The sequence below is a fragment of the Nostoc sp. C052 genome (assembly GCF_013393905.1).
Classification (GTDB): Bacteria; Cyanobacteriota; Cyanobacteriia; order Cyanobacteriales; family Nostocaceae; genus Nostoc.
This window is the reverse complement of record NZ_CP040274.1, coordinates 149,022-173,471: the sequence shown is the minus strand read 5'-3', so window position 1 is coordinate 173,471 and position 24,450 is coordinate 149,022. Positions and strand designations below refer to the sequence as shown.

The following is a 24,450-nucleotide window of genomic DNA, read 5'->3' as shown; positions in this document are numbered from 1 at the left end:
TTTTACATTTTATTTTAAAATAATACAGTGGTGGTTAAGTTTACACAAAAAACACGATAATTTTACATAATCTATTAAAGGTCAAAAAGAAATTCTGCTATGGCTTTAGTTACAAGTGGACAGACAGCATTAGCTAATTGCTGTTGCTTGTGTACTAATCCACCGTTAATGCTATCGATACTTCCAGCAAAACGGAACCAATCTGGAATTGATTGTAGTCGGGATGCTTCCCTCAAAGATAGACCTCGATGTTGTTGTGGGTGAATTAACATACTCTTGCGATAGTGTCCAATAGTAATAGATGGTTCATCCCAGCCAAGCCTTCGGTAGATGTTACTATGAGTTCTTTGAACATCACTGTAATTAGTAAGTTTGTCTTCAATATCCTGCCAATTTCCTCCAGGTGGTATCTGTTGATAACGTTCAATTACATATTCAGAATGACGGGAAGTAATATGGTCTGTAATTAAACCAACAGATGCTCCTTCTCTCATAGTTTCTAAAAAAGGATTTGTAACAAGTTTTTGATTCCTTACTTCTTCATAAGCCATATTGTGTTCAAGACATCCGTTACCAATAGTAGGTAAATCTTGTATTGCATCTCGTACTGTTACATAAGGCTTGTCTTGACCCAGACCATGCGTAGGTAAAGGGAATGGCCCCCACTCACCGAAATCATCTTTTCTATAGCCCAAATCTTTATGTATGCCAAAAAAGAAAAAGCGGTTACGATGTTGTGGTACTCCATACCAAGCTGCATCTATAAGTTTTGGGAAAACAATATATCCAGCTTTGTGCATACGTTTAATGACCCAATCTACAACATTGATTTGGGTAGAACTTTGACCTGCTTTTGGTGTCCACAATATACCTTGGACGTTTTCCATTAAAAAACAGCGAGGTTTTAATTTCTCAACATATTTGAAAAAAGTATCTACAAGTTGGTTATTAGGGTTTTCGCTATTCCCTGAATTCCGATTGGCGCTAGAAAAACCCTGACATGGTGGCCCACCAATTAATATATGGACATCGCCTAATTCCCTGCAACGACTTTCTGTAAATTTTTGTGCTTCCTTTGTACGTAGGTCAAGAGGTTCTATTTGTTCTGGAACACAATCAACTCCAGATATCTGAGAGAGTTGACGAAAAGCCGCATGGTTATGCTTAAGAGTCTTTACATAAACAGGATTAACCTCACCGCAAAAACCTATCTTATAGTGTTTATTTGGTTTGGTTGCCATTAAAAAACCAAGTCCCATTGCCCCTGCCCCGGCAAATAGTTCGACAATATTCAATCCACACGATGAATCACCTAAAGTTTTTTGCAGGCTTGCTCGTCTCGAAGGACTTTGTTCTTTAGTAAAAGTAAGATTTATATCTTGTTTGCAGGCTAAAGTTATATTAGAACGAATGATTAATCCGGCATATTTATCTTTTGTATTTTGTGAACATGAGCTTGATTTAGTCTCCAAAGCAGCTATTTTGCTCCGCTCTTTTTTTCTAAGGATTGTTCTGATCCATCGCACCCAACCTACTGTTTGTACTAAGTCTTTTAGCCCTAATTCCGAGGCTGAAGACAGAGCAAAAATTGTATTTGAACCAAATCCTGATACACCACCTCTATAAGCCACAATTAGACGAGCAGAACTATTATCTGGTAAAAGTACGTTGGGTAATTCAGCTACGCTGTAATTTACGACTTGTCCCGTTGAATATTCTATGATCGGCTCTTCTTGCCACTCTATATCTGAATCTAATAATGATGATGCTACAACAATTTCTTTTGAACTATTGTAGTGAGGATGCTCACTGCCTAAGCGCACTTTAGTAGAAGGGCGAATTTGTAGCGTAAAACTAAAATTCCGCGATTGAATCCCTTGAATAAAGCGCTTTTTACATCCATATAAAGCACTCGCAACAACCATAGCTTCACTTCGTCGTGGCTTTAGACTATCAAGTAAATCTAATGCCACATCCACTTTCTGGTTTTGTTGCGATCTACTAGATAATTTTGCTGGGCAAAACTGTTCTGCGATTATTGTTGGTTCATTTTCATCAATATAGTGTAAGCGTACTTGCACAGGATGAGGCAAATTGTTTGATATACCAACTACAGGACGTAGCGCAGAAGTATTACTACTGTCCTCAATAAGTAAAATCTGGGACACAAAAAAGTCTCTAGAACAATTGGAGCTAAATTGCACAACTTTAGTATTATTAATCACACCCTTAAATATTTATAATGTTTTAGCCATTTGATATATTTTATGTGTTCTATGTAAAATTATTATATTCTTTTGAATTAAATTTTACATATTCTCTAATAGGATATTAGCTATAATGCTAACTGCTCACGCTCTGCACCAAGTATAAAAAACTTTATGTCTATATTTCCCAAAGGTAATTTCTACAACTACACGGGTGGCAGATAACCCTTGCTACTCTCAAAATTTTTTCTGCACTTGTGCTACAAGTACAACAGCACATTCACCACCGCTGCTATCTATCATTTCAGCAATTGTTTCCCTTTGCTAACTAACCTATGGCATTGCTGGTAGGGATTGATATAGCACTGTGAGGATTGGTTTTTTTTTGAGAGATAGCCGAGCAAACAAGCAAGCTATCTAGATATTTCATTTTCTGAGGTTCTATTTGGTTTTGTTCATTTCTAGCCAGTTGTAGAGTAGGAACTGAACTCTGTTGAGCGCTGTATGAATCATGTAGAGGGGTTCTACAGCACTCAACTAAACAACTGGCATAGCTGGATGTCAAGAAGCGGGAAGTTTTATCTTTTCCCTCGTATAACTTCTTTACTGCCCCGTTGCGTTGCTAACTCCATTGAAACTGGAACCCAAAGACATTGGATGCCAAATTGCCAAAATTGTTTAGGGTGTTATCTCTGCCCCGTATTCAGACTCTAGTACATTCAACAACTTCTCTTCCACAGCCGTTAGATAAGGTCGATTCAACTTACCCAACGACTGCAACAGACTTTTGACTGTCTCCTCCAGTGAGTCTGAATACACCCGATTGATGCGATCGCAAATCACCTGCATCTGCTCACACTCCTGGGGCAGATAGTTGAAGGACTTCAGGTGTTGCAACCCAACCCTATGTTCGCCATCCCACATTCTCATGCTGCAACTAAAGTTATTCACTACGCTGACAATTGCCCAGCAGCCACCTTTGCCTCTGAGTTCTGGATTGTCCTTTGCAAGGATTTGGCATACTTCACCTATCTGGTAGGTATTGGGTACTTGGGTTCGCTCCATTATTTGCTGCACTACGTTTTTAACGATTCTAGCTGGTGGCACTTTACCCCCTGCCTGCTCCACCGCTTTTACCCACACTTCTTGCTGTTGTTCGGGTTCAAGCTTTGTCATTGGTCGGACTTGACGTTCGTTAGTTGGCAAAATGTGATCCAATGGATCACATTTTTCAAGTAAATTATCAAAAACAACAGCTGCATCCATTAAAAGATAAGACTGGCGACGACTATGACCAAAGCGATCGCGGCAGTATTCCTCAAAAGTTTTGTGCGTGGAACGATATAATCTGCGATCGCGTAATTCAGTCAATGCCTTCCCTGCTTCAAAGAACGCTCGTTCTACCCTACGCTCCAAGTGCAGGCGATCGCTCTCCTCCTGCTCGGTTAATTCAGGAATTTCAACAGCAGGAACGTCCAGAATTACTACATCCTGATTATTCTGGGAAGAGATATCTTGCTGTGTTTTGCTAACTGGTGGTTCTGAGCCGGCAGAGACGGTGGAAGTAGGTTTGTTGCGCTTAGAGAATGGCTTTTGCATGGCTTCGCTTCCTACTTCTCACTATTTTCAGATTTACATCAAGGTCAACCCCTAGCACTGATTTAATTTACGAAGCGTTTTCTAGGTTAGGGGTAGATAGCTTTTTATCAACAATTTGAAACCAATGTGTCTGCTGTATAGAGTATTTATACTTAATTATGAGTGCCAAATAGTTCAAGTCTCATTAGCTATGGAAGCATCAAATTTCCTTTTGCTTTCTTTTGCAGCCTCAATAACTTCTTCAAGAGTGCATTGGTAAACTTCCAAAAATTTGGGTATGTCTTCAATTGGCAGCCTGGGAGTGTGCCGCCCAATATCCCAGTTACGGACAGTTGACTCAGCAATTCCTAACCTTGATGCCACATCTACTGTTCTTAACCCTGCTTTTTCTCTTAACCCCTTCATATCCATAACAAATAGTAATACCAATAGAATATCAGCTAGTGAACGCAGTTGACAAGCGCAGTTAACTAGCGGATAATAGATACATAAGAGAAGCGCCCCTGACTGCGAATCTGAAGCGCTTCTTTTGCCCTAAATTTAAAGAGCCTTCCAATTATGACTCACGCTATCTACACTTATCAACAGCTGCAACTGAAATCGATTGCGCGACTCAAGCAAATCTACAGCGAAATCGGCTGCACAGTCCAAGTAAGCGACAAACGCTGTAAGGATTCTTGGATCACTGCGATCGCTGAATATCAAGCCAGCAAGATTCAGAAACTCACCCTCGCTGCCCCAAACAACCAAGCCCTCGCTCAAGCCGAACTCGACAGCTACATCGCTGACCAAGCCCAAGCCGTAGCTCCTGAACCCTTCACAATAGTCGAAATCTCGTTTGACCATCACGAATATTACGCTGATGACAAACTGGTAGCCAGCATCAGCCATGACAACAACCACTTAACGCAACCCTGGGTAGTCATGGTCAACGGTAAAGAAGTATTCCGTGCCAACACTCTAATGCGTTGCGATCGCTTCATCTGCACTCACTACAAAGACAGTTCATTACCTGTGCAGGAGAAAGCAGAGGTGCAGGGGAGCAGGGGTGCAGAGGGGAGAAACCTACAACAACTTTCTCCTCTGCCCCTCTGCGCCTCTGCCCCCATGCCTTCCTCTTCTACTGAAAACCTAATCATGGCGCATATCTTCAACGAGTGCCAGAAGTACGGTTTTGAAATTCTTGATGATGGCATTTACAACAACAAGGGCGTGAAACTGGGGCAAGTCGGATGCACTGACAGGAACTGGTGGGTGAAGAGGCGTTATTCAGTCCAGCAGCAGTATTCTAACTCGGTGCTTGATGCAGTGCGATCGCTGTCGATGGTGGATGTGTCTACTGATGGTAAATCCATTTTTGATGAATATTTTTTAGATCAGCCGTTAGAACAGCTAACTGGCAATAAATTGCAACGGCTGCTGGAGAGAGCGGAGTTAGTCACAGCGTAATTAAGAAGTCAGCATCCAGGAGTCAGGAGTCAGTAAAGAAACAAAGAGCAGGGTGCAGAAGTTAATAAAATCTGCCTTCCTTTCTCCTCTTTTTCCCACCTCTTCCCGAAATTCTGACTTCTGAATTCTGACTTTTGAATTCTTCTCTCATTTTCCCTTCATTCACCCACCAATCAATATGCAAGCCACAATATCCATTCCCCAACACTGGGGCTACCCTCGCTTTGGTTTGGAACAGCGTACAGAACAAGGCACGATTCTCGGACTTTACTACTACCCATCGGGTACAGAGTTGGCTGAACAATTTGATGATGGTTGGCGTTATGCTCTGATGCCTAACAAGAATTCTGATGAAATATCGTACTTGAAAGAGGATCAAATTAAACCGCTCACACCAGAAGAATTATTCTCAGAAATTACCGCAGAGATTAAGTTTTACCAACAGCAAATCTCTATTCTGCAACAACAGTTAGTCGTATTAACTGGAGGTTTCACAAATGCCTAAGACGGTTGACCCCAGTTTTGACCGTAGAGCCAATCATTTGCTGCGTTCGATTCGGCTTTGTGGCGGTTGTGTTCCTCTGCATCAGTTACAATTCCAATTCTCCGATTCGGTCATTCAAACACTGCTGGATAAAGAACTGGTGCAAGTACAGAACACGGGACGCGGCTTTTTGTTAGAGATTGCCGAGGATTTTTAGGTTATTAATCCCAGAGGACACAATCATGAAACTTTACGCTAAAACCATTGCACAGACTTTACCCGATTGGGCAACTGTCGTTACAAAGAGCGCAGATTTATTTGAGGTTGAAATCAACGATGAACACCCTAGTTTTCAATCCCTACTTGAAGAGTTAGAAACGGAGATTGAGCCAGGAATAACAGGAGTGAAAGCAGAAGATTTATGTTCACGGCTGGGCATAGAAATGTCTAACCCCAACCTCCACCAATTAGTTGAACAAGCTCAAACTCTGATATCCCTTATTGCTACGCATCCAGACTATAAACAACTGTTGGATAAGGGATATCAACCTGATTTAAACATTGCTGATGCTAGCACTGCCCTAACTTATCTGGAATGGGAGCTAGAGCGCAATCAAGAGGGGAAAAGGGGAAGGGTTAAAGGGGAAAGGGAACCTCAATATTAAAAAAATTCTTGCTCCGTACTGTATTGAGAAAAGTCTTTCATTCTCCATCCTTTGCCCCTTACCCTTTCCCCTTTTCCCCTCCAATTCACAGCCTTCTCTTTAGTACAAAAGCAATCGTCTGAATGTAGTCAATATTCAAACGATTGCTACTACGGAAGTTCTTCTCCCGCTACAGAATTCCCATTATTGCACACAGAATACCAATCAATGAAACTTTAACCGAGGTGAAACATGACTACTGAAATCAAACTAGGTTTATGCAACCCTCCCGAACCGATTTATCTCTATGTCAAAAATGCTGAGTTAGGTGGAGAATCTTACCTGTGGTATCACTACGATATTGACAGGGATAAAACCATCCCTGTTACCCAAAGAGCATTAACTGGGTACTTGTCAGAACTGCGCCTAACGACTAAAGAATTCAAAGGTAAGGACAATCTGAAGCTGGATATTGTTGTCAGTGCTGATGAACTTTATGTTGTCAGGACTGGTGTTGAAACCAATTTCGCCAAAAGCTTTCTTTTAGCTGCGTCATTAGTTCAGGATTTTTCTAAGCCACTAATTATCGTTGCTACTGCTGGTGACGAAAACACGGTTTTCTGTAATCTTTACGATGCTGCAAGTAAAAGCAGAATTGAAAGAGAATGGAACAAAAATGCTGATTGGGTAACTATCATTCGTGACATCCAATTTCGCTTAGGTGGCACTCCATCTACACCAAAACTTAGTGTAGTCCCTCAACCAGTACATACACTTGATTTACGAATCAAAAATATTCGTACTTTGCTTGATTATCCACTTGATTTAGTCAAAGAGTGGTTGGAATTTCAGGATGTTGACCGCCCAAGTCTACTTCATACTACCAAGATTAATGAACTGGTAAAAACAATGTGTTTGGCTTGGGCAGCAGACAAGTGTGAATATCCCAATCATGCTGAATCTTCTTATCAAAACCAAGTTGTTGATGCTGTTGCTAGTGGTGCGGATGAATTAACGGCAATCAACGCATGGATGCAACAGTTGCAAACGGTAAAAACTGGAGCAATGTAAATCAGAAGTCAGGATTCAGAATGATTCTGACTTCTGAATCCTCAATTAATCAAATAGGAGTTAACCATGAGAGTCATCGTTACAGTTGTAGAAAAAATCATCAGTGAAGCACACATTGATATCCCTGATGGGCTGAACCAATCCGCAATTAAACAGCACATCGTAGACCGCTACAACACAGGGGAAATGTCCACAGATATGAACATCTTCCAAGTAGATTTTGAATCTATCAGCGCTCGGATTGTACAAGAACATTCTTCTACTAAATCTGCATCAATAGGAAAGGTGAGATTATGAGTATCAAATGGACTGATGAAGAACTTGCAATTATTGAGGCGAAAGCTGAAGTCTATACAGTCAAACAAATAGCTTCAATCCTAAAAAGGCGAGGATATCAACGCACACCAGTTGCAATTTACCTGAAGTTAAACAACTTAGGTTATTCAGCCCGTCCCACGCTTGATAACTATTCTTGTCAAGAAATTGCTCAAGTTCTTCAATTGAATTTCTCAACTGTAACTAGATGGGTAAAAAGAGGATGGCTCAAAGCTACAAGACGCTCTGCCAGACATTATCAAATTCGGAGATGGCATCTAAAACAGTTTTTTGATAACCCACCACAATCAATTAAAAAACGTATTGCTGCTCTTGATGTTGAAGCGATTAATTACCTATTAGGGAAACAAGCATGATTGACCATATTAATGCACTTCAAACAAGTTGGTATCTCTCTCCACCTTGGCGTGGAACAATTCCACCTGTTGCAGTTAATTTACTGGAGAGAGTTTTCTTGCGAACCACGAGAACATTTGGTTACTGCTGCGGTATGCAATGGAAACACGAATGTTGGATTTATTCAATTGATTGCGGAAAAGAAATCCTCCATGCTACACAAAACCAAATCATCGCAACTGGAGAATTAGAAACTCTCACCGTGCAAAAACCCGCTTTCGTTCTGGGCGAAAGAGTGATCCTCTGCTCTCACGATAAGGGAACAAAACAACGGCTGATTCTGGGGATTGCACTGGTGCATAAATCTTGGTTTTACCTTGTTGAATTGATGTCGCCAACGTTAATTAAGACACCAACTATATCTAATCGTTTCTCATTAGTTGGTGAAAAAAGTTTAGTGCGAGTGAATGTTTAAAGTCTTGAAATTTACTTAGGAGTCGAACAAGATGAGTTTACCTTTAAATCAAAATGTTTTAGTCGAGTCTCCATCATTCAGAACTTCTGCACTTTCTAATTTAGATGATTCTCGCGCCCAAGAAGTTCTCAGCAAAGCAAAGGCAATAGTGTTCGCTGTATGGAACGGGGAGGGATGGGCCACTGTTGAGCAGTTAGCTCAATATTTTCAATCTTCTATACCAGCTATTAAGCATATCTACGAAAGAAACAGTAAGGAGTTTCAGGCTAAGGAAACCAAAAAACTAACTGGTAAAGACTTGTCTAATGCTCGCTCCAAGTTGGAGCTAGCATCCCGAACAGCCCAAGCTAGAGTCTTTTCACCTTCTGGAACACTCCGCATCGCAATGTTGCTCACTGAATCGGAAGTAGCTGCTCAAGTGCGAACAATCATCTTAGAGCTAGTTGCAGCAGTGCCTAACATTACACCCAAAGTTGATACTCTCACTGCCCCTGCCCTCCCACCAGTTGAGCAGCGCCTACAAACTTTGGTTGAGGCGATGAGAACTTTAGCTGAACTTACAGGTGGCAGACTCAACCCATACATGGAGCAGCATTTTCAAGACTTCGCCGCCAATCTCCTAGCCCAACACAATCAACAAGCTCTCTTTGGTAGCAAAGAGAAATGGATGGGTGTGGTTAATTTTGCGGAGAGCGAACTGGGAAAGAAAGTCCCCTTGAGCGGTTCTCATTATCGCGGTCATCTCGGTACTTGGGTTCGCACATTTTACCCACAACTAGGGGAGCGTCAGGAAATGCGCCTGGTCAATGGCACTCAGCAGCCAGTTTACGTTTACGCCTGCCATGACCCAATGGTTGCATCTGGATTGACCAAGGCAATTGAAGAGTTTTTCGCTCATCCAAACCCGACTGCTGCGCTAAGAATTGCAGGGGCTTTTGCTACCAAGAAGCCACGGGTGTTAGTCAAAAGTTAAAAGCGAACGCACAGGAAATGAGCATTCGCTTGACTATATCAGCCGAATACAAGCTTAGTTGCTTGTTATAAGCATACTATTTCTCGGTTACACAACTCAAAAAACTTTGAGAACAAAATTATGCAACAACTCACACTCTTCTCTGAATCAACCCCAGTTTTACCCATTACTTACTATCCCGATTTCTTAAGCCTTGAACTTGCAAACGAACTTTACCAACACTGCTTGAAACTGGAGTGGCAGCAAAATCAAATCAGAATTGCGGGTAAAACAATGCCCGTTCCTCGCCTCGAATGTATTTATGGTGATGCCGGATGTGATTACCTTTACTCCAACAGCGTATTTTTAAAACCCCTGACTTGGACAGACAATCTGGCTAACTTGCGCGATCGGATCACTGCACTTACTGGTTACAAATTCCGCATCGTTATCGGCAACCAATACCGCACGAGGACTGATTCTATCGGCTGGCATTCTGACAACGAACCATCGATGGGACTTAACCCGGCGATTGCATCAGTCAGTTTGGGGTCATGTCGAAAATTCCAAATTAAACCGAGAAATGGCAGACCTACTGATTTTTGGTTGGAACACGGCAGTTTGCTTGTGATGCACCCAGGCTGTCAGTCTACGCATCTGCATCAGGTTCCTAAGACCAACAAAGTGGTTAGCACCCGAATCAATCTCACCTTCCGACCACATACCGGAGGTGGGAGATCATTCTGACAAGGCCAGTGATCATGTAAAATGACAGTTTCTTAGTTCATCTGTACTATTAAGTCCGTTTAAAAAGCAGTCAATAGGACGAAAAAAACAACTACCAATACAAGTCCTGTTGATTGCTTCTCTTAAAACCACGCTTCTTTAACTCATGTCTACGTAACTCACCTAAAAGGCGGTATGACTCAATACCCCAAGCTTTGCATTGCTTCAAAATACTGGAGGGGATATGAATATAATCGAAACCGATTCTCAAGCTCTACACTTACAAGAATGGTTAAATAGTGGCGTTGACGAAGAAATCATTGCCCTGAATGTACGTTCGCTCCACGCCACAACACCTTACGAATATCTGCTCTACAGTCCCAAAATCTCCCGTCGTAACGATGGGCGGCTCAGAGACAGGGACTTGAAGAAATACCAGCACATTGAATTAGGCGGCTGGTGGTGCAGTGGTGTTGACCCGCTCAACAACTACGTCAGTATGATGTGGGGCTGTTTCAAACCTGACCATCCCCGAAGAGATCGCCAAAAAATCCACAAGTTTATCAAATACGAGCATCCTTACAGAGAAGAAACACACGCTTTCTTCCTCTTAGTCCCGAATCGCATCTGGGTGAAAGTTTCCAATCGTAGCGGCATTGCCATTACTGAAGAAGATTTACAGCATCCTGGCGGTTTCTGGCATTGGGTTTGGCGGCATAATGTGCCAGTGACAATTGTAGAAGGTGTCAAGAAAGCGGGGGCATTATTGACTGCTGGTTATGCTGCGATCGCAATTCCGGGAGTAAACGCTGGATACCGCACACCACAGGATGAGTACGGTACTGCTATTGGTAAACCATTTCTAATTCCCGACTTGAAACATTTTGCAACACAGGGGAGACAGGTTAACATTTGCTTTGACCAGGACAACAAACCTGAGACAGTCCAACGAGTCAGAACCGCTATCAGTCGCATGGGACGGCTGCTGGTAAATGAGGGCTGTTCGCTGCGAGTGATTGATTTACCGCTAGGGGCTTCTAAAGGGGTTGATGATTTTATTGTTGCCAAAGGGCGGGAAGCCTTTGACGCACTCTACAATACGGCTGTTGCACTGGAGTTGTGGGAGATTAAGCTGTTTACTCTGCTGACTTATCCCCCAGCGATCGCTCTCAACCAAAGATTCCTCGGACAACTTCTCGTCCCCGAAGGTGAAAAACTGATTATCCTCAAGGCTCCGAAAGGCACTGGTAAAACCGAATGGCTGGCAACTGAGGTGGCGAAAGCACACGACCAAGATAGACGGGTATTAATCATCACCCACCGTATTCAATTGGGTGAGGCACTGTGTAATCGGTTTGGTGTTAACTATGTTACCGAAGTTCGCACGAATGAAACAGGCACATTGTTGGGATATGGGGTGTGTGTTGATTCGCTACATCAAGAGAGTCAGGCGCGATTCAACCCTAATGACTGGGCGAATGATGTGATTATTATTGATGAATGCGACCAAGTATTCTGGCATTTGCTCAACTCTGGTACAGAAGTGCAAAAACGTCGGGTATCCGTTCTCAAAAACCTCAAACAACTTGTGCAGAATGTTCTAGGGAGTAGTCAAGGAAAGATTTACTTGTCTAGTGCGGATGTTTCTGACACAGATGTAAAGTATGTTTTATCACTCGCTGGCGAATATCGGGTTAATCCGTTTGTCATCGTCAACAACTATCGCCACGTAGCTGGTAACTGTTACAACTATTCTGGCAGTAACCCGAAGAATCTTATCGCCGCGCTCGACAAAGCAATTTCTAAAGGTGGGCATCATCTATTGTGCTGCTCTGCTCAAAAAGCCAAATCCAAATGGGGAACCCAAGCACTTGAGGAACGGTTTCGCCGTAAATACCCACACCTGCGGATTCTGCGAATTGACAGCGAATCTGTTGCTGACCCCTCTCATGCGGCTTTCGGCTGTATCGCTCATCTCAACGAAATTCTCACCCAGTATGATTTGGTTATCGCCTCCCCAAGTCTTGAAACTGGGGTATCCATCGACATTCGAGGGCATTTTGATGGTGTTTGGGGAATATTTCAGGGAGTGCAGCCGGTTAACTCCGTGCGGCAGATGTTGGCAAGGGTTAGGGAAACAGTTGACCGCCACATTTGGGTCAGAGAATGGGGTATGGGCGTTGTGGGCAATGGTTCTACTACCATTGGAGGATTGCTCAGAAGTCAACACGTCGCAACACAGGCGAACATTGCGCTGTTGTCGGCGGCGGATAATGCGGATTTGAGCTATATTGACCAGAACTTCCAGCCCGAATCTTTGCAGACTTGGGGTAAGCGTGGTTCTGTGATTAATGTGGAGATGCGGCGCTATCGAGAGTCTGTGCTTGCGGGTTTGGTCGAGGATGGGTACACCGTTATTGATGCTGACGATGCTGATGACGATGAGAGTGGGGCAGTAATCGAGTCGGTTAAGGCGGCTAGTCAGGAATTGTATACTGCTGAGTGTCAGGCGATCGCGGATTCTCCAACCATCTCTGATGCCGAACTCAAGAAGCTACAAGACACAAGGGCGAAAACCAAAACTGAACGACACCAGCAGCGCAAGGCTGAATTATCGCGTCGCTACGAAATTGACGTAACCCCTGATTTGGTCGAGAAAGATGACGACGGCTGGTATCCCCAACTGCGGATGCACTATTATTTGACGCTGGGGCGAGAGTTTCTGAGCAACCGTGATGCGAAACGGGCTAAGGCGCAGTTAGAGGCGGGAGAGAATTCGATTTGGAAACCTGACTTTAACAAGGGGCAAATGTTGCCGGCTGTACTGTTACTCGAAAATCTGAATCTGTTGCAGTTTCTTACACCAGACGTTCAGTTACGTGGCAGCGACGAGAAGCTAGTGGAGTTTAAGGCTCTGGCTGTTCAGCACAGGCACGTTATCAAAAATTACTTGAATGTCAGTATCTCGGAAAAGCTTACTTCCATAGCGATCGCACAGAAACTACTTGCGAAGATTGATTTGAAACTGGATTACGTCGGTCGGTTGGGTAAGCGTGAAAATCGGGAGTGCGTTTATCAATTCGTTGCCCCTGATGATGAGCGTGATTCGATTTTCGGGCAGTGGTTAAATCGAGATGAAGTGTTTCTTAGTGAGTCGGTGTCAGTCACGAATAATATAGAGTTCCCAACACAAGTGACTGGCACAATATCAGATGACATTCCCCAAACATTAAATCAGGTTGAAAGTCCTGCTACCCAAGCCTGGAAAGGGCTGAAGCTGAAAATGCGCCTTGGACTCGACAGCGCTGGTCGGTTCTACCAACAGATGGTTTCCCAGCTTGGTGAAGCTATTGGCGTTGCTGATGGGGAGCCTTACTGGAACACATACCTGGGGCAGTGGCAGGTTTGGGTTAACTTTGCAGACGAGTGTAGGTCTGTGGTGTGCGATTGGTTGGTGGTGGTTTAATTGTAGATACATTTGGAAGGAGATTCCACAATTAAATGAGTCGTCAATTCATATCTTCTGGTTCTATCTTCGAGCAAGAAATTGCTTATTCTAGAGCCGTTGTTGATGGAGACTGGGTTTTTGTTTCTGGTACCACGGGTTTTGATTACAGTTCGATGACCATATCTGATGATGTTGTAAAACAAACAGAGCAGTGTTTTAAAAACATTAATGCTGCGCTGACAGAGGCGGGACTGGTAATGCAGGATATAGTGCGAGTTCGTTATATTTTACCGATTCGAGAAGACTTTGAACAAAGCTGGCCAGTAATTCGTAAATATTTAGGAGATGTCAGACCAGCAGCAACAATGATTGTCGCAGGACTTTCAGATCCGAGAATGCGGATTGAGATAGAGGTGACAGCAAAAAAAACTAGGGGCTAGATTTGAGGAGCAGTTTTGTGACAAATCACATAACTTCTTGGCCACTCGTATTGCTGAGAAAAACACCCTTGTTGCCTTCCCCGCCACCGATTGCTGATGTGAGCTTTAGATGTGAGCTTTACTGGAATAGCTACTTGGGGCAGTGGCAGGTTTGGGTTAAGTTTGCAGACGGGTGTACGTCTGTGGTGTGCGATTGGTTGGTGACGGTGTAGGTCATGCTGTCCTCAAGCTCACGCCTAATTAATTGCAGATATTGGCTTGATAGTTGATGATTCAGGCGATTTTTTCATCAATATCCTTGTGCTACAAGGGTTTCAGAAATACCATACGTTTGCCCTGCCCATCTCCCCCGAAATTTTTCACTTTCCGATTCGTGCAACAACGCCATTGGTGTTTGCACTATCACATTACTTAAACATTAACAAAACCTTAACTTTATTGAAAATTTAAAAACTCAGGCAGAAAATTATTACCGAAGTTTGAAATTCTATAACTCTGAAAGCCTTATAAAAAGTGGAATTAACAATTATTGCTCATCTGGATGATTGCTAAAACGGGGTAAAATAGTCCTGAATTTATTTTTGGTACATCAGAAGTGATTATAAAGATTTGGTAAAGCAAGATTCAGTCTACTTGCATTTCTTACGTTATTATTGATTTAATCAAATTTGTGCTTCCCAATAACCAGCAAAATCACGTAAAACCCACTGCAAGCATTTATTACCCGCGCATATTTGTAATCAATATCTGTGAATAGACTTCGTTTATATCTCTTCAATGCTCTCAATGGGTTGATTCTTGGAGTCTTTGATAAATGCTAGGCGAGAGCCATTGCCAAAAGAAGTAACCCTTGAATTCAGAATTTTTGCAGATTTTTGAAATTACAAGCCATTTTTCCAATTTAGTTACACACAATGAAGAAAACGCTTTTTGGGGTGTTGACGACGGCGATTGTTAGCAACATCTTGATTCCTGCTGTCCAAGCAATCAGTATCGGAAATACAACTGCCCGCTTTAGTCATGTTCTGATTATTTCGATTGATGGATTGCACAACTGGGATCTATCAGTTGCTAATCTGCAATCTTCTTTGAAAAATATCAAGCGGTTGCAGAGAGAAGGTGTGACATACACTAATGCTTTCGCTTCTGCACCATCAGATTCCTTTCCTGGGGAGCTAAACTATATCACTGGTGCCACCCCCGGCACGACAGGTGTATTTTATGATAAATCCTACAGTCGCGCCTTGTATGCCCCAGGCACTACTGCTGCCCAAATCACCGCAGGCACAGCCAAACCAGGTACTGTCGTAGAATTTGCTGAAAACGTTGATGCATCTTGGAATAATGGTAAGGGTGGCACCTTAGATGGCGGTCAGGGATTTGATAAAACCCAATTGCCAGTCGATCGCAATGGCAACCCTGTTTACCCCAACCAGTACCTAAAAGTAAACACCATTTTTGACGTAGCTAGCGCGGCAGGACTGCGTACTGCTTGGTCTGACAAGCATCCCGCAGCTTACACCATCCTCGCTGGAAATACACAAGACCCAACGAAGTTTAATTTGGCAACGGGTCGGGTTGGTAGCATTAGCGATTACTCTTCACTAGAAATTAACGCAGCAGTGGCGATTGATACAACTAAGCCAGGACTTCTCCCCAATACCCTTGGGGCTTTAGTCGATCAATCAACAGGTACTCCTTACTCCAACACCAACTCTAAAATCACGTCCACTTTCTTTAATGACGGGACAAAGGGTAATCCGGCTCTGTTTAAGGCTCCACCTGCTGGCTTTAGCGCCAGCCAGTTCACAAGTGTAGCAACAACCTCAGCCTACGACGATCTCAAGGTTAAGCAGATATTAAACGAAATTGATGGATTGAACGATTCCGGCACTATAAAAGTAGGCACTCCAGCAATTTTTGGCTTGAATTTCCAAGCTGTCAGCGTCGGCGAGAAAGAGACTGCCTCTCAATTTAATGGTGGTGGAATTGACTCTAATGGCAATGCCCGTCCTGACCTGGTAAGTGCAGTAGCTCACACTGATGCCAGCATTGGTCTGATTTTGGATGAACTGAAAAAGAAAGGATTAGACAGTTCAACTTTGGTGATTTTGACCGCCAAGCACGGGCAAAATCCCGTCAAAGATCCAACTGTTGGTTTGAGCAGTACATTTGATAGTGTTACTGGTGTTGCTGGTGGCGATGGAAACCTGACTGCTGTTGCTGCTCTGTTAGTAAGAAACGGCATCCAGATTGCTTCTGAGCGAGGTCAGGATACTTCATCGCTGATCTTCTTGAAAAATTCATCTGATGTCCGAGAAGCAGTAGCCCTGCTGAAGTCCAAAAATTACTCATTTGATAATACGATTGATCCAAATACTGGGCTGGCATTTTCAACTGAGGATGCTGCTGCTCAGGGTCAGGTATTGTATGGTCAGAGCATCATCAATGCTGGATTGGGAGATCCAAGGACAAACGAACGCACCCCTGACATTATTGTTCCACTCAAAACTGGCTATTTCTTTGGTAACGCTACCAAGAAGCGTGCAGAGCATGGTGGATTTACTGATGCTGACACCCACGTAGCCCTAATTGTCGGTAGCACTGGATTTTCTCGCAATCTGCAAGGTAAAACTATCAGTCGAACTGTTTCTACCACCCAAATTGCTCCAACTACATTACAGGCTCTAGGTTTAAATCCTCAACGACTGCAAGGTGTTCAGATTGATAGAACCCAGACATTACCACTTAACTGTAGGGAATCGCAAATAGAAAAATACCAAATAGATCAAGAGCGCAGGGAGTACGAAGAATAAAAAAAACTCCAAATGAAGAAATTGATGTGTTAAACCCACATCAGTTTCTAGTAATTCCTGCGCTTAGAGCGAATCGTTGTACTGCAAAGATCACACTTGTATCTCTTCAATACTTCAGGGTAAGCAAATCTTCTGTTTACCACGATCTACTGAAGGGATGAAGAGAAGATTTGTTGCGGATACATCGCTGCAAAAAAAAGATGATTCGAGTCTCAGAAAATCCGTTCACACAGCATATACAAACATCATGATACCAATTCAATACTTACAGCCTCCAGCAATTACATCTGACTACTCCTCGCCCATAGTTAAAATAGCTGATGATTGGAACAAGGATGATAAATGTTCTAATGCAGATCACCTGATTATTTCTGGCAGTACTTATGCGGGTACAGCTAGTACCGTAACTGTCGGTCAGACACTTCCGGGTGGGGGTATAGCGATCGCAAACGGTACTTATCCAGATGTTTTTAAAAATGATACAGTTGATGGCAGCTTTGGCATCACTTCACCAATTTTCCTCCAGGAGATTACTACTTGTGGTAAAGATATCCGTACAATGTACGTTGATCCTAGTGTCATTACTACCAGTTTTCCATCCAAATCGGAATTAGCCTTAAATCTCACACCCGATGGCAAAGGGCTGACTTTCATGGGTTACGTTAGCCCAATCAATCAGCTCGACGTGTCAAACTCTAATACGCCAGGAATTACCGAACCTGGCAATCCTGTGACAACGACTGCCACCTATAGAGCAGTAGCGCAAATTAACTTTGATAATCCACATTTTATCTCTCACGGTTTTCTCACCCCCAAGGTAACTACAACCAACGCATATCCTGGGAACAATGGTCGTGCAGGAATACTAGGTTCAAATGGCTTGTACTACACTGTGGGTAATGCTGGTAATGGCAACGGCTCGCCAGCAGTTACAGCGGCGGCGGGTGTGCAGATTGTCATTCCTGGTCAGAACGCAACTCCATCAACTCCTGGCACTAATCAGGTAGGATCGTTCAACATTACTCAATATGGCTACACAGCCGACAAGACTGCCAAAGACAACAATTTCCGAGGCGAGACTATTTTCAATAACACTTTGTATGTAACCAAAGGTAGTGGTAGCAACGGAATTAATACTGTATACCAGGTCGGTAACGCAGGTAGCTTACCAACCCTCGCCAATGCAGCTACTGCACCAATTACCATCCTGCCTGGCTTCCCCACGAATCTCGCTAAGACTGGCAAGAACGTGAATGGAACTGTCCAACCCATCTACTATCCCTTTGGTATTTGGTTTGCTAACGCAACTACGCTGTATGTTGCCGATGAGGGCGATGGTGTTGCTGCTGATGCTGCAACCAGCACTACCGCAGGTCTTCAAAAGTGGAGTTTGGTAAACGGCACCTGGCAATTGGACTACGTTTTGCAAAAAGGCTTGAATCTTGGTCAGCAATACCCCGTAGCTGGTTTACCTGCTGCTGACAATCCCGCAACAGATGGTCTTCGCAATCTTACAGGTCATGTCAATTCTGATGGCACTGTCACATTGTATGCAGTAACTTCAACCATTAGCGGTAGCGGTGATCAAGGAGCAGATCCAAACGAAGTGGTTGCCATCACTGATAGACTTTCCTACACAACAGCCGTACAATCTGCGTCTGAGCAGTTCCACCTCATCCGTACCCCCATCTCTGGTCAAGTGCTACGAGGTATATCTTTTGCCCCAACTAACAAGGAGAAAGAGGGATCTGGGGAGGACTTTAAACCAGAACATTAACCTAATAGTTCACCAACTCAAAATTGATGGGTGGATACTGGCAGAGGTGAAAGGACTTATATAACCCGCATTTCTCACAAGTTTGAAATGCAGAGGGGCAGAGGGGCGGAGGGGCGGAGGGGATTGAACTTGGCACATTGAACTCTCCTCTGCTCCTCTGCTCCCCTGCTCCCCTGCACAAGCACAGGCTTTGAGCATTGGTGAGAAATCCAGGATAAGTCTCTCCCCTGCACAAGTGCACAAGTACTGACCACCATGCAAAGTTTGCTTGGCAGACTGTTAACCTTAAGCATCAAAAAATTGCGAATTGCTCCCCTGACAATTGTTTTGGTCAATCTCCTAAAACCAGAATCACAAAAGTACCAGGGATAATACTTGGTCGAGATCGCTCCTTCCCTGCGACGGGGGTAGACTTTGCTTGAAATTTAGCTGTGTCCAAATATAACTTAGTTGGTAATGTGCCACTAATTACCGCATTGTGAAAGCAAAAGCTCAAACCGGAGATGAATACAGAGGCAATACCTCTGCCAACCCTACGAGAAAGTCTGGTGTTCAAAATATATTCTTTTCCTTTTACAATTATTTTTCGGATATTACCAAACTTCGATTGTATTGGGAGCAGTGCCTCAAAGTCAGCTGCTAAAAATTAGGGGGATAAATCGAATGGCACGCTTGTTTTCACTAAATTCATAATGGATAAGGATCTCTAGGATGTGAGGGGGTAGGGGATATTGGTCAAAAAATAAGAGGTTGTTGAATCATCTCTTTTCAAAAACCTCCTTTGTTTTTACTAGATTGCCAACGGCGGGGCTTCTCTCAAGCAATACAACACTACCTTGATGCTGAATTTTTTCCCAAGATTCATTAGAAATCCATTTCATAATTCTTTCTAGTAACCAGGTAAATTTTATCCCTCGGTTGAGTCGGTGTAACTCTCTCCATGCAGATACAGATTTTGCAACTTTCCAATTATACTGTTGAAAAAATTCTGCTCCTTGCTCAGGAGCAAATAACAAAGTTTTATTTCCATTCCCAAAATATTGGTCGAAAATTTTCCGAGCGTAAACTTGATCATAATCTTTTAACGCTAATGATGATTCCAATTCAAATAGCCACCAATTCAGATTAGATTGCTCATAAATATCGGTTGCAAGTAATGCTACTTGAACCTATCCCACTAATAATATTTTGTTAATCCAGATGTGGATTGTAGCAAGGTCAATGAATGCATCGAAGTAAACTTTTTGACGTTCCCATCTAACAACGAGACGGCGGTATTTGCGCTGATACCAAGCAAAACACCGTTCTTGCTGAAATCTAGGAACAGAGATTTTGATTGGTCTTCCTCTATTTTTCTTGGTTTTCCAAACTCGTTTCGGGATTTGAGGACGAATACCTCGTTTCCGCAGGTCAGCGCGTTTTTGTTTCGAGTCGTAACCTTTATCAGCAGCTAGTACTTTGATTCGCTTACGTGGTCTGCCACGTTTTAATGTTTTAAGTTTAACTTTATCGAGTAGAGGTATTACTTGTTCTCTCTCGTTGCCATTGGCTGGGGTAGTGCAATTAGCCAAGGGCATTCCACCACCTTCGGTAAGTGTATGGATAAGAACACCTTTCCCTTTCCCTCCATACGCAACTTCTTCACCTCCTCCCATTGAGCGGGGGAAAAAGAGCCGTCAACAGCCCCAAAGTCCCAGTTTATAAGCCCCTTCTCATTAGCGATCGCTAATACACGTCCTTGTATATATTCAAATGTCCCATCAGAACGCCATCGCTTTAACCATCGATGGGATGAGCTTTTCGATGCCCATATATCCCCTCGTGGAAGGTCACACCATCGACATCCAGTTATCAGAATGTATAACAGACTATTTAATACATAGCGATACGGTGCATGAGGCATTCCTTTACCACGTTTGGATGCCTGCTTAGGAAATATATCCTCAAATAGCTTCCATTCTAGGTCGCTCAATCCCTCAAAACGTCCAGCCATCACTAATACATCCAACCTCTTGCCAAAAAATAGATTACTACAATCTGGCATTAGTGGGATAGGTTCTTGGGTTTCATGTAGATATGATAGCAACCCTTCTGTAATCACTAGCGCCTGTCTCGTTGCAAGATTAATCTCTGAGAAAAAAGTTTTTCTCAATGCCACGTTAGTAATATCGAGTTGGACACGCTCAAGAAAACACAAAGGTTGCTCATCTTGAAGTGCTTGTTCTTTGTAAGCAATGATTTCTGGCAGGTCAACTTCAATCCAACAAAGCGATGCACAAAAAGGTAATCGATAGGGTCGAGTATCTAACCCCGCAGCCAGATTGATTACAGTGTCAATGTTTTTAGAATTAACTAACTGTAAAATCAAGTGATCAATAACATAAGTGCGGATGGCAATCGCATTTGTAATTTTTTCTTTCTCTCCTATAACCTCAACAAGCATTTCACCTTTTCCACCAGCTAATATACGCGCTAATGGATCTTTAAATAATGCATCTACACGTTCGCTTTCTAATGCGCGATACATTGCCACTAAATACGCAGTTTCCGCAATATTTTTCATTTAATAAAGTATTATTGGTAATTTTGGATAGACTTGTAAAAAGATTACATCTGTCTGAGCAAAAACTTCTACCAAAAATACCTTTTAGTAAATTCGTAGCCGAAATACACCCACTGGGATATCCGCATTTAGCCCCACAAGCCTGACAGAAACCGGATAGAGCCAAGCATTAGAAGTTCCTGAGATTAAGACGCGATTGAGATCAATGTTGAGTTCAGTTCCAGGAGCTACCTGTTGAGGGAAAGCAATTGTAATGGTTCTACCATTAACAGTAATATTGGCAGGAATTTTTTGACCGGACTGGTCAGATAAGTTAATGTTATTCCTTACAGTTAAACCTTGAGGTACAGCAATAGTCATCTGGGATAAAGCTCTGCTATCTTGGGGAATTTTTAGCTGGAAAGAATCTCTGACAACTTTCGCCTTATTTTGAGGGAATTGCACTGCCCCAATAATATTAGGAAATCTGCTATTTTTCATCGTGGTTGTGCTATAGGCAGCCGAGGATAAAGACGCAATTGTTAAAGTTAATGCAATAGCATAAATTAGCTTTTTCATATTAAGCTTCCTGAAACATATAGTGAACGAATTTACTCTGGATAACAAAAATTAAGAATTTGGAAGTTTAGTACAACATTATTGACAGATTCTATTGAAATCAGCTTTTTATATCGCTAAAGATAGAGATAGGGAAAAGCCTTGCAAGAGATGGATGTTGAGTTATGTTTTTCAAGCATTGTTCCATAGCACAACTAAAACTCAAGTTCATGGTTATTAATCAGTAATCTTTGGTAAGTAGTTGCACTTTACACACTAAAAGTAAAGAACTCGAAAAGATTTACCTGAATTTGTTAAGCGTAGGTTTACAGGCTTTGGATTTATATGGATGGGTAGAACTATAAAAGCTTTATCAAGAAAGGCAGAGGGCAAAGTCGCGCTTCTCTGCGAGACGCTTTGCGAACGCGTCTCCCCTTGGGAGAAGGCAGAAGGGATTTATCCCAACTCTTCTTACCCGATAGCGTAGGGTTAGCGACGCAGGAGCGTCACCGTCTGCGCGCTCTCGTTGGAGCAAGGGTTTAAGACCCCCACAAAACTAGAATTTTTGGTGGCTCTCGAACAGAAGAGGGTTTGAATCCCCATCTGAACGAAACATAAAAGCTCTCTGCCTCCAGCATAGCTGCCTTCTTCAAAAACATTCATTAAGTGAACTTACTGGTAAACGCACAGTAAAACAACTACCAATTCCCAATTGACTTGTGGCAGTAATTAATCCACCGTAATTCTTAGCAATAGCTTGAGCAATAGCCAATCCTAAACCAGAACCACCAGAATTATAAGAACGTGATTTATCTACTCGCCAAAAACGCTCAAAAATATTTTCTAAATCTCCTGGTGCAATTCCTACACCTGTGTCTTGGACATTAACTATTAAATAGGAAACACTACGATTAGCTATGATTTCTATTGTCCCTTTTGGTGGTGTATAATGTATAGCGTTTTGAATTAAATTACTAAATAATCGTGTTATCTGATGCGGATCGCCTAACAGATCAAGCTTTTCAGTCAATTGATTTTTCAGATGAATTTGTTTAGCGATTGCTTGCGGCTGATATAGTTGCACTAAGTTATTTAAAATTGAACTAAGATTAACAGTTTCTTTAATGTGGTTAGGAATATTATCATGACGAGCTAAAAATAGTAAGTCTTCTGTAAGTCGAGTCATTTGATTAGTAGCACTAGAAATAGCCTGAAATTTTTCTGCGTCAGTTTCTCGCATTCCCTCTGGATACTTAAGTGCTACCCCTGCATTACTTTTAATCACCATTAAAGGATTGCGGAGTTCATGAGAAGCGTCAGCAGTAAACTGTTTTAACCGTTCAAAACTTTCTTCAATTGGTTGCATCGCTTGATGAGTTAGCCAAACTCCACCAGCACCACTAATAATCAAGGCTACAACAATTCCACCACCTAACCCCAAATCTAATTTATTTAAAGTTTCATCGAATTCTTCTAGAGATTGACTTGCTCTTACATATCCAATCAACTCTTTATCATCACTACTAATAATTTGTAAAGTAACAGACTGAATGCGATTTTTACCAACTGTACTAATTTGTTCTCCTTCTTTGAGAGCAGGTAAACTTAAAATATCTTGTCCCTGTTTTTCGATGAGATTACCTTTAGTATCAAACCAGCTTAATTCTTGATGATTTTTAAACAATTTATCTAGAGGTAAGTCATTTTCAATTCTAATTTTACCCTTATCAAACTCGGCATTAGCAGCACCAACTTGTGCTAATGTAGCAAGCTTTTGTATTTGTTGTTTATAGAGACTATGGGTAAAAAAAATCCGAACGGCAATTGCAAATCCACCTAAGATTAATGATAATACAATTAAATAAGATAACAGTAACCGTCGGCGAATTTTTTCAAACATCAGCTAAATTTACATTTATTTAGGACACAGGCGATAACCAAAACCGTAAACAGTTTCGATAAAATCCTCTGAACTTCCTAGCGCTCTGAGTTTTTTTCTTAAATTTGTCATGTGAGTTTTAACGGTTTCTTCCCCGGATAATTTATCAAACTCCCACAATTTATCTAAAATTGCCGAGCGAGTTAAAACTTGAGTAGGATTTTTCAAAAAGCATTCTAATATCATGTATTCTTTATGTGTTAATGATAACGGCTTGCTTCCATAAGTCACATGATAATTATTAGGGTCTAATTGTAAATCACCGTGAATTAAAATTAGTTGGTGAGTTTCTGGGCTTCTCCGAGATAAAGCTCTAATTCGTGCTGCTAATTCTTCTAGTTCAAATGGTTTAACTAAATAATCATCTGCACCAGCATCGAGTCCAGTTATTTTATCTGGTGTTGTATCTCGTGCAGTCAACATCAAAATAAAAGCGTTACAATTAGCAGCACGTAACCGTTTACAGAGAGTAATTCCATCTAAGCGCGGCAACATTAAATCTAATAAGATTAAATCATAATTACCTGCTTCGGCATATTCCCAACCTTCAATGCCATCACAAGCAATGTCAACAGCATGATGCTGGTGTTTTAAATCTTCGGCTAAGGGTTTAGCGATGCGATCATCATCTTCAATTATTAATATTCTCAT

At 42.2% G+C, this 24,450-nt stretch carries 25 protein-coding genes; 15 read left to right on the top strand and 10 right to left on the bottom strand.

Annotated elements, in window-relative coordinates; translation table 11 throughout:
* Positions 1-74: 74 nt before the first annotated feature.
* The 3 genes from dcm to FD723_RS35490 form a co-directional block, all read right to left on the bottom strand.
* On the bottom strand, positions 75-2,225 hold the full coding sequence (gene dcm, locus FD723_RS35500) for a DNA cytosine methyltransferase (protein ID WP_179069910.1): 2,151 nt from the start codon (positions 2,223-2,225) through the stop codon (positions 75-77).
* A 660-nt stretch (positions 2,226-2,885) separates the two neighbouring features.
* Positions 2,886-3,806: a hypothetical protein gene (locus FD723_RS35495; RefSeq protein WP_179069909.1), complete on the bottom strand. Its 921-nt coding sequence runs from the start codon at positions 3,804-3,806 to the stop codon at positions 2,886-2,888.
* 174 nt (positions 3,807-3,980) lie between these two features.
* Positions 3,981-4,211 carry a DNA-binding transcriptional regulator gene (locus tag FD723_RS35490; protein ID WP_306297038.1) on the bottom strand — a complete coding sequence of 77 codons (231 nt, stop codon included), beginning with the start codon at positions 4,209-4,211 and terminating at the stop codon, positions 3,981-3,983.
* 153 nt (positions 4,212-4,364) lie between these two features.
* Between FD723_RS35490 and FD723_RS35485 the strand changes: the two genes are divergently transcribed.
* From FD723_RS35485 to FD723_RS35415, 15 genes are all read left to right on the top strand, one after another.
* Positions 4,365-5,255 carry a hypothetical protein gene (locus FD723_RS35485; protein ID WP_179069907.1) on the top strand — a complete coding sequence of 297 codons (891 nt, stop codon included), beginning with the start codon at positions 4,365-4,367 and terminating at the stop codon, positions 5,253-5,255.
* 178 nt (positions 5,256-5,433) lie between these two features.
* Positions 5,434-5,760 carry a hypothetical protein gene (locus FD723_RS35480; RefSeq protein ID WP_179069906.1) on the top strand — a complete coding sequence of 109 codons (327 nt, stop codon included), beginning with the start codon at positions 5,434-5,436 and terminating at the stop codon, positions 5,758-5,760.
* Complete coding sequence (locus FD723_RS35475; protein WP_179069905.1) at positions 5,753-5,956, top strand: hypothetical protein; 204 nt, start codon at positions 5,753-5,755, stop codon at positions 5,954-5,956. Before FD723_RS35480 ends, FD723_RS35475 begins: the two co-directional genes overlap by 8 nt.
* 25 nt (positions 5,957-5,981) lie before the next feature.
* Entirely contained in the window at positions 5,982-6,404 is a 423-nt protein-coding gene (locus tag FD723_RS43505) for a hypothetical protein (protein ID WP_256875354.1), read from the top strand.
* A 231-nt stretch (positions 6,405-6,635) separates the two neighbouring features.
* Positions 6,636-7,454, top strand: a complete 819-nt coding sequence (locus FD723_RS35465) for a hypothetical protein (protein WP_179069904.1) — start codon at positions 6,636-6,638, stop codon at positions 7,452-7,454.
* A 66-nt stretch (positions 7,455-7,520) separates the two neighbouring features.
* On the top strand, positions 7,521-7,751 hold the full coding sequence (locus tag FD723_RS35460) for a hypothetical protein (RefSeq protein WP_179069903.1): 231 nt from the start codon (positions 7,521-7,523) through the stop codon (positions 7,749-7,751).
* A complete protein-coding gene (locus FD723_RS35455; RefSeq protein WP_256875353.1) occupies positions 7,748-8,146 on the top strand; it encodes a helix-turn-helix domain-containing protein in 399 nt (132 codons plus the stop codon). Before FD723_RS35460 ends, FD723_RS35455 begins: the two co-directional genes overlap by 4 nt.
* Positions 8,143-8,601 carry a DUF1392 domain-containing protein gene (locus tag FD723_RS35450; RefSeq protein WP_179069902.1) on the top strand — a complete coding sequence of 153 codons (459 nt, stop codon included), beginning with the start codon at positions 8,143-8,145 and terminating at the stop codon, positions 8,599-8,601. Before FD723_RS35455 ends, FD723_RS35450 begins: the two co-directional genes overlap by 4 nt.
* A 31-nt stretch (positions 8,602-8,632) precedes the next feature.
* Positions 8,633-9,574, top strand: coding sequence for a hypothetical protein (locus tag FD723_RS35445; protein WP_179069901.1), 942 nt, complete (start codon positions 8,633-8,635; stop codon positions 9,572-9,574).
* Between the two features lie 120 nt (positions 9,575-9,694).
* The gene (locus tag FD723_RS35440) at positions 9,695-10,300 is read left to right on the top strand and encodes an alpha-ketoglutarate-dependent dioxygenase AlkB (RefSeq protein ID WP_179069900.1); all 606 of its coding nucleotides are present in this window, start codon (positions 9,695-9,697) and stop codon (positions 10,298-10,300) included.
* Between the two features lie 223 nt (positions 10,301-10,523).
* Complete coding sequence (locus tag FD723_RS35435; RefSeq protein ID WP_179069899.1) at positions 10,524-13,745, top strand: plasmid replication protein, CyRepA1 family; 3,222 nt, start codon at positions 10,524-10,526, stop codon at positions 13,743-13,745.
* Between the two features lie 35 nt (positions 13,746-13,780).
* Positions 13,781-14,167, top strand: a complete 387-nt coding sequence (locus FD723_RS35430) for a RidA family protein (RefSeq protein WP_179069898.1) — start codon at positions 13,781-13,783, stop codon at positions 14,165-14,167.
* A 17-nt stretch (positions 14,168-14,184) separates the two neighbouring features.
* On the top strand, positions 14,185-14,379 hold the full coding sequence (locus FD723_RS35425; RefSeq protein ID WP_179069897.1) for a hypothetical protein: 195 nt from the start codon (positions 14,185-14,187) through the stop codon (positions 14,377-14,379).
* 702 nt (positions 14,380-15,081) lie between these two features.
* Positions 15,082-16,983 carry an alkaline phosphatase family protein gene (locus FD723_RS35420; protein ID WP_256875352.1) on the top strand — a complete coding sequence of 634 codons (1,902 nt, stop codon included), beginning with the start codon at positions 15,082-15,084 and terminating at the stop codon, positions 16,981-16,983.
* A 247-nt stretch (positions 16,984-17,230) separates the two neighbouring features.
* Positions 17,231-18,760 (top strand): hypothetical protein, encoded by a 1,530-nt coding sequence (locus FD723_RS35415; RefSeq protein ID WP_256875351.1) that lies wholly within the window; start codon positions 17,231-17,233, stop codon positions 18,758-18,760.
* A 331-nt stretch (positions 18,761-19,091) separates the two neighbouring features.
* Here FD723_RS35415 and FD723_RS35410 read toward each other — a convergent pair whose 3' ends face one another.
* The 7 genes from FD723_RS35410 to FD723_RS35375 all read right to left on the bottom strand — a co-directional run bounded on the left by FD723_RS35410 (position 19,092) and on the right by FD723_RS35375 (position 24,450).
* Complete coding sequence (locus FD723_RS35410) at positions 19,092-19,316, bottom strand: hypothetical protein (RefSeq protein WP_179069896.1); 225 nt, start codon at positions 19,314-19,316, stop codon at positions 19,092-19,094.
* Between the two features lie 202 nt (positions 19,317-19,518).
* A complete protein-coding gene (locus FD723_RS35405; protein WP_256875350.1) occupies positions 19,519-19,863 on the bottom strand; it encodes a hypothetical protein in 345 nt (114 codons plus the stop codon).
* Positions 19,864-19,929: 66 nt separating this feature from the next.
* Entirely contained in the window at positions 19,930-20,337 is a 408-nt protein-coding gene (locus FD723_RS35400) for a transposase (protein WP_256874986.1), read from the bottom strand.
* Positions 20,283-21,323: a class I SAM-dependent methyltransferase gene (locus FD723_RS43500; RefSeq protein WP_256875349.1), complete on the bottom strand. Its 1,041-nt coding sequence runs from the start codon at positions 21,321-21,323 to the stop codon at positions 20,283-20,285. Before FD723_RS43500 ends, FD723_RS35400 begins: the two co-directional genes overlap by 55 nt.
* Positions 21,324-21,407: 84 nt before the next feature.
* A complete protein-coding gene (locus FD723_RS35385; RefSeq protein ID WP_179069895.1) occupies positions 21,408-21,881 on the bottom strand; it encodes a DUF2808 domain-containing protein in 474 nt (157 codons plus the stop codon).
* 628 nt (positions 21,882-22,509) lie between these two features.
* Positions 22,510-23,760: an ATP-binding protein gene (locus tag FD723_RS35380; RefSeq protein WP_179069894.1), complete on the bottom strand. Its 1,251-nt coding sequence runs from the start codon at positions 23,758-23,760 to the stop codon at positions 22,510-22,512.
* A 15-nt stretch (positions 23,761-23,775) separates the two neighbouring features.
* Positions 23,776-24,450, bottom strand: coding sequence for a response regulator transcription factor (locus FD723_RS35375; protein WP_179069893.1), 675 nt, complete (start codon positions 24,448-24,450; stop codon positions 23,776-23,778).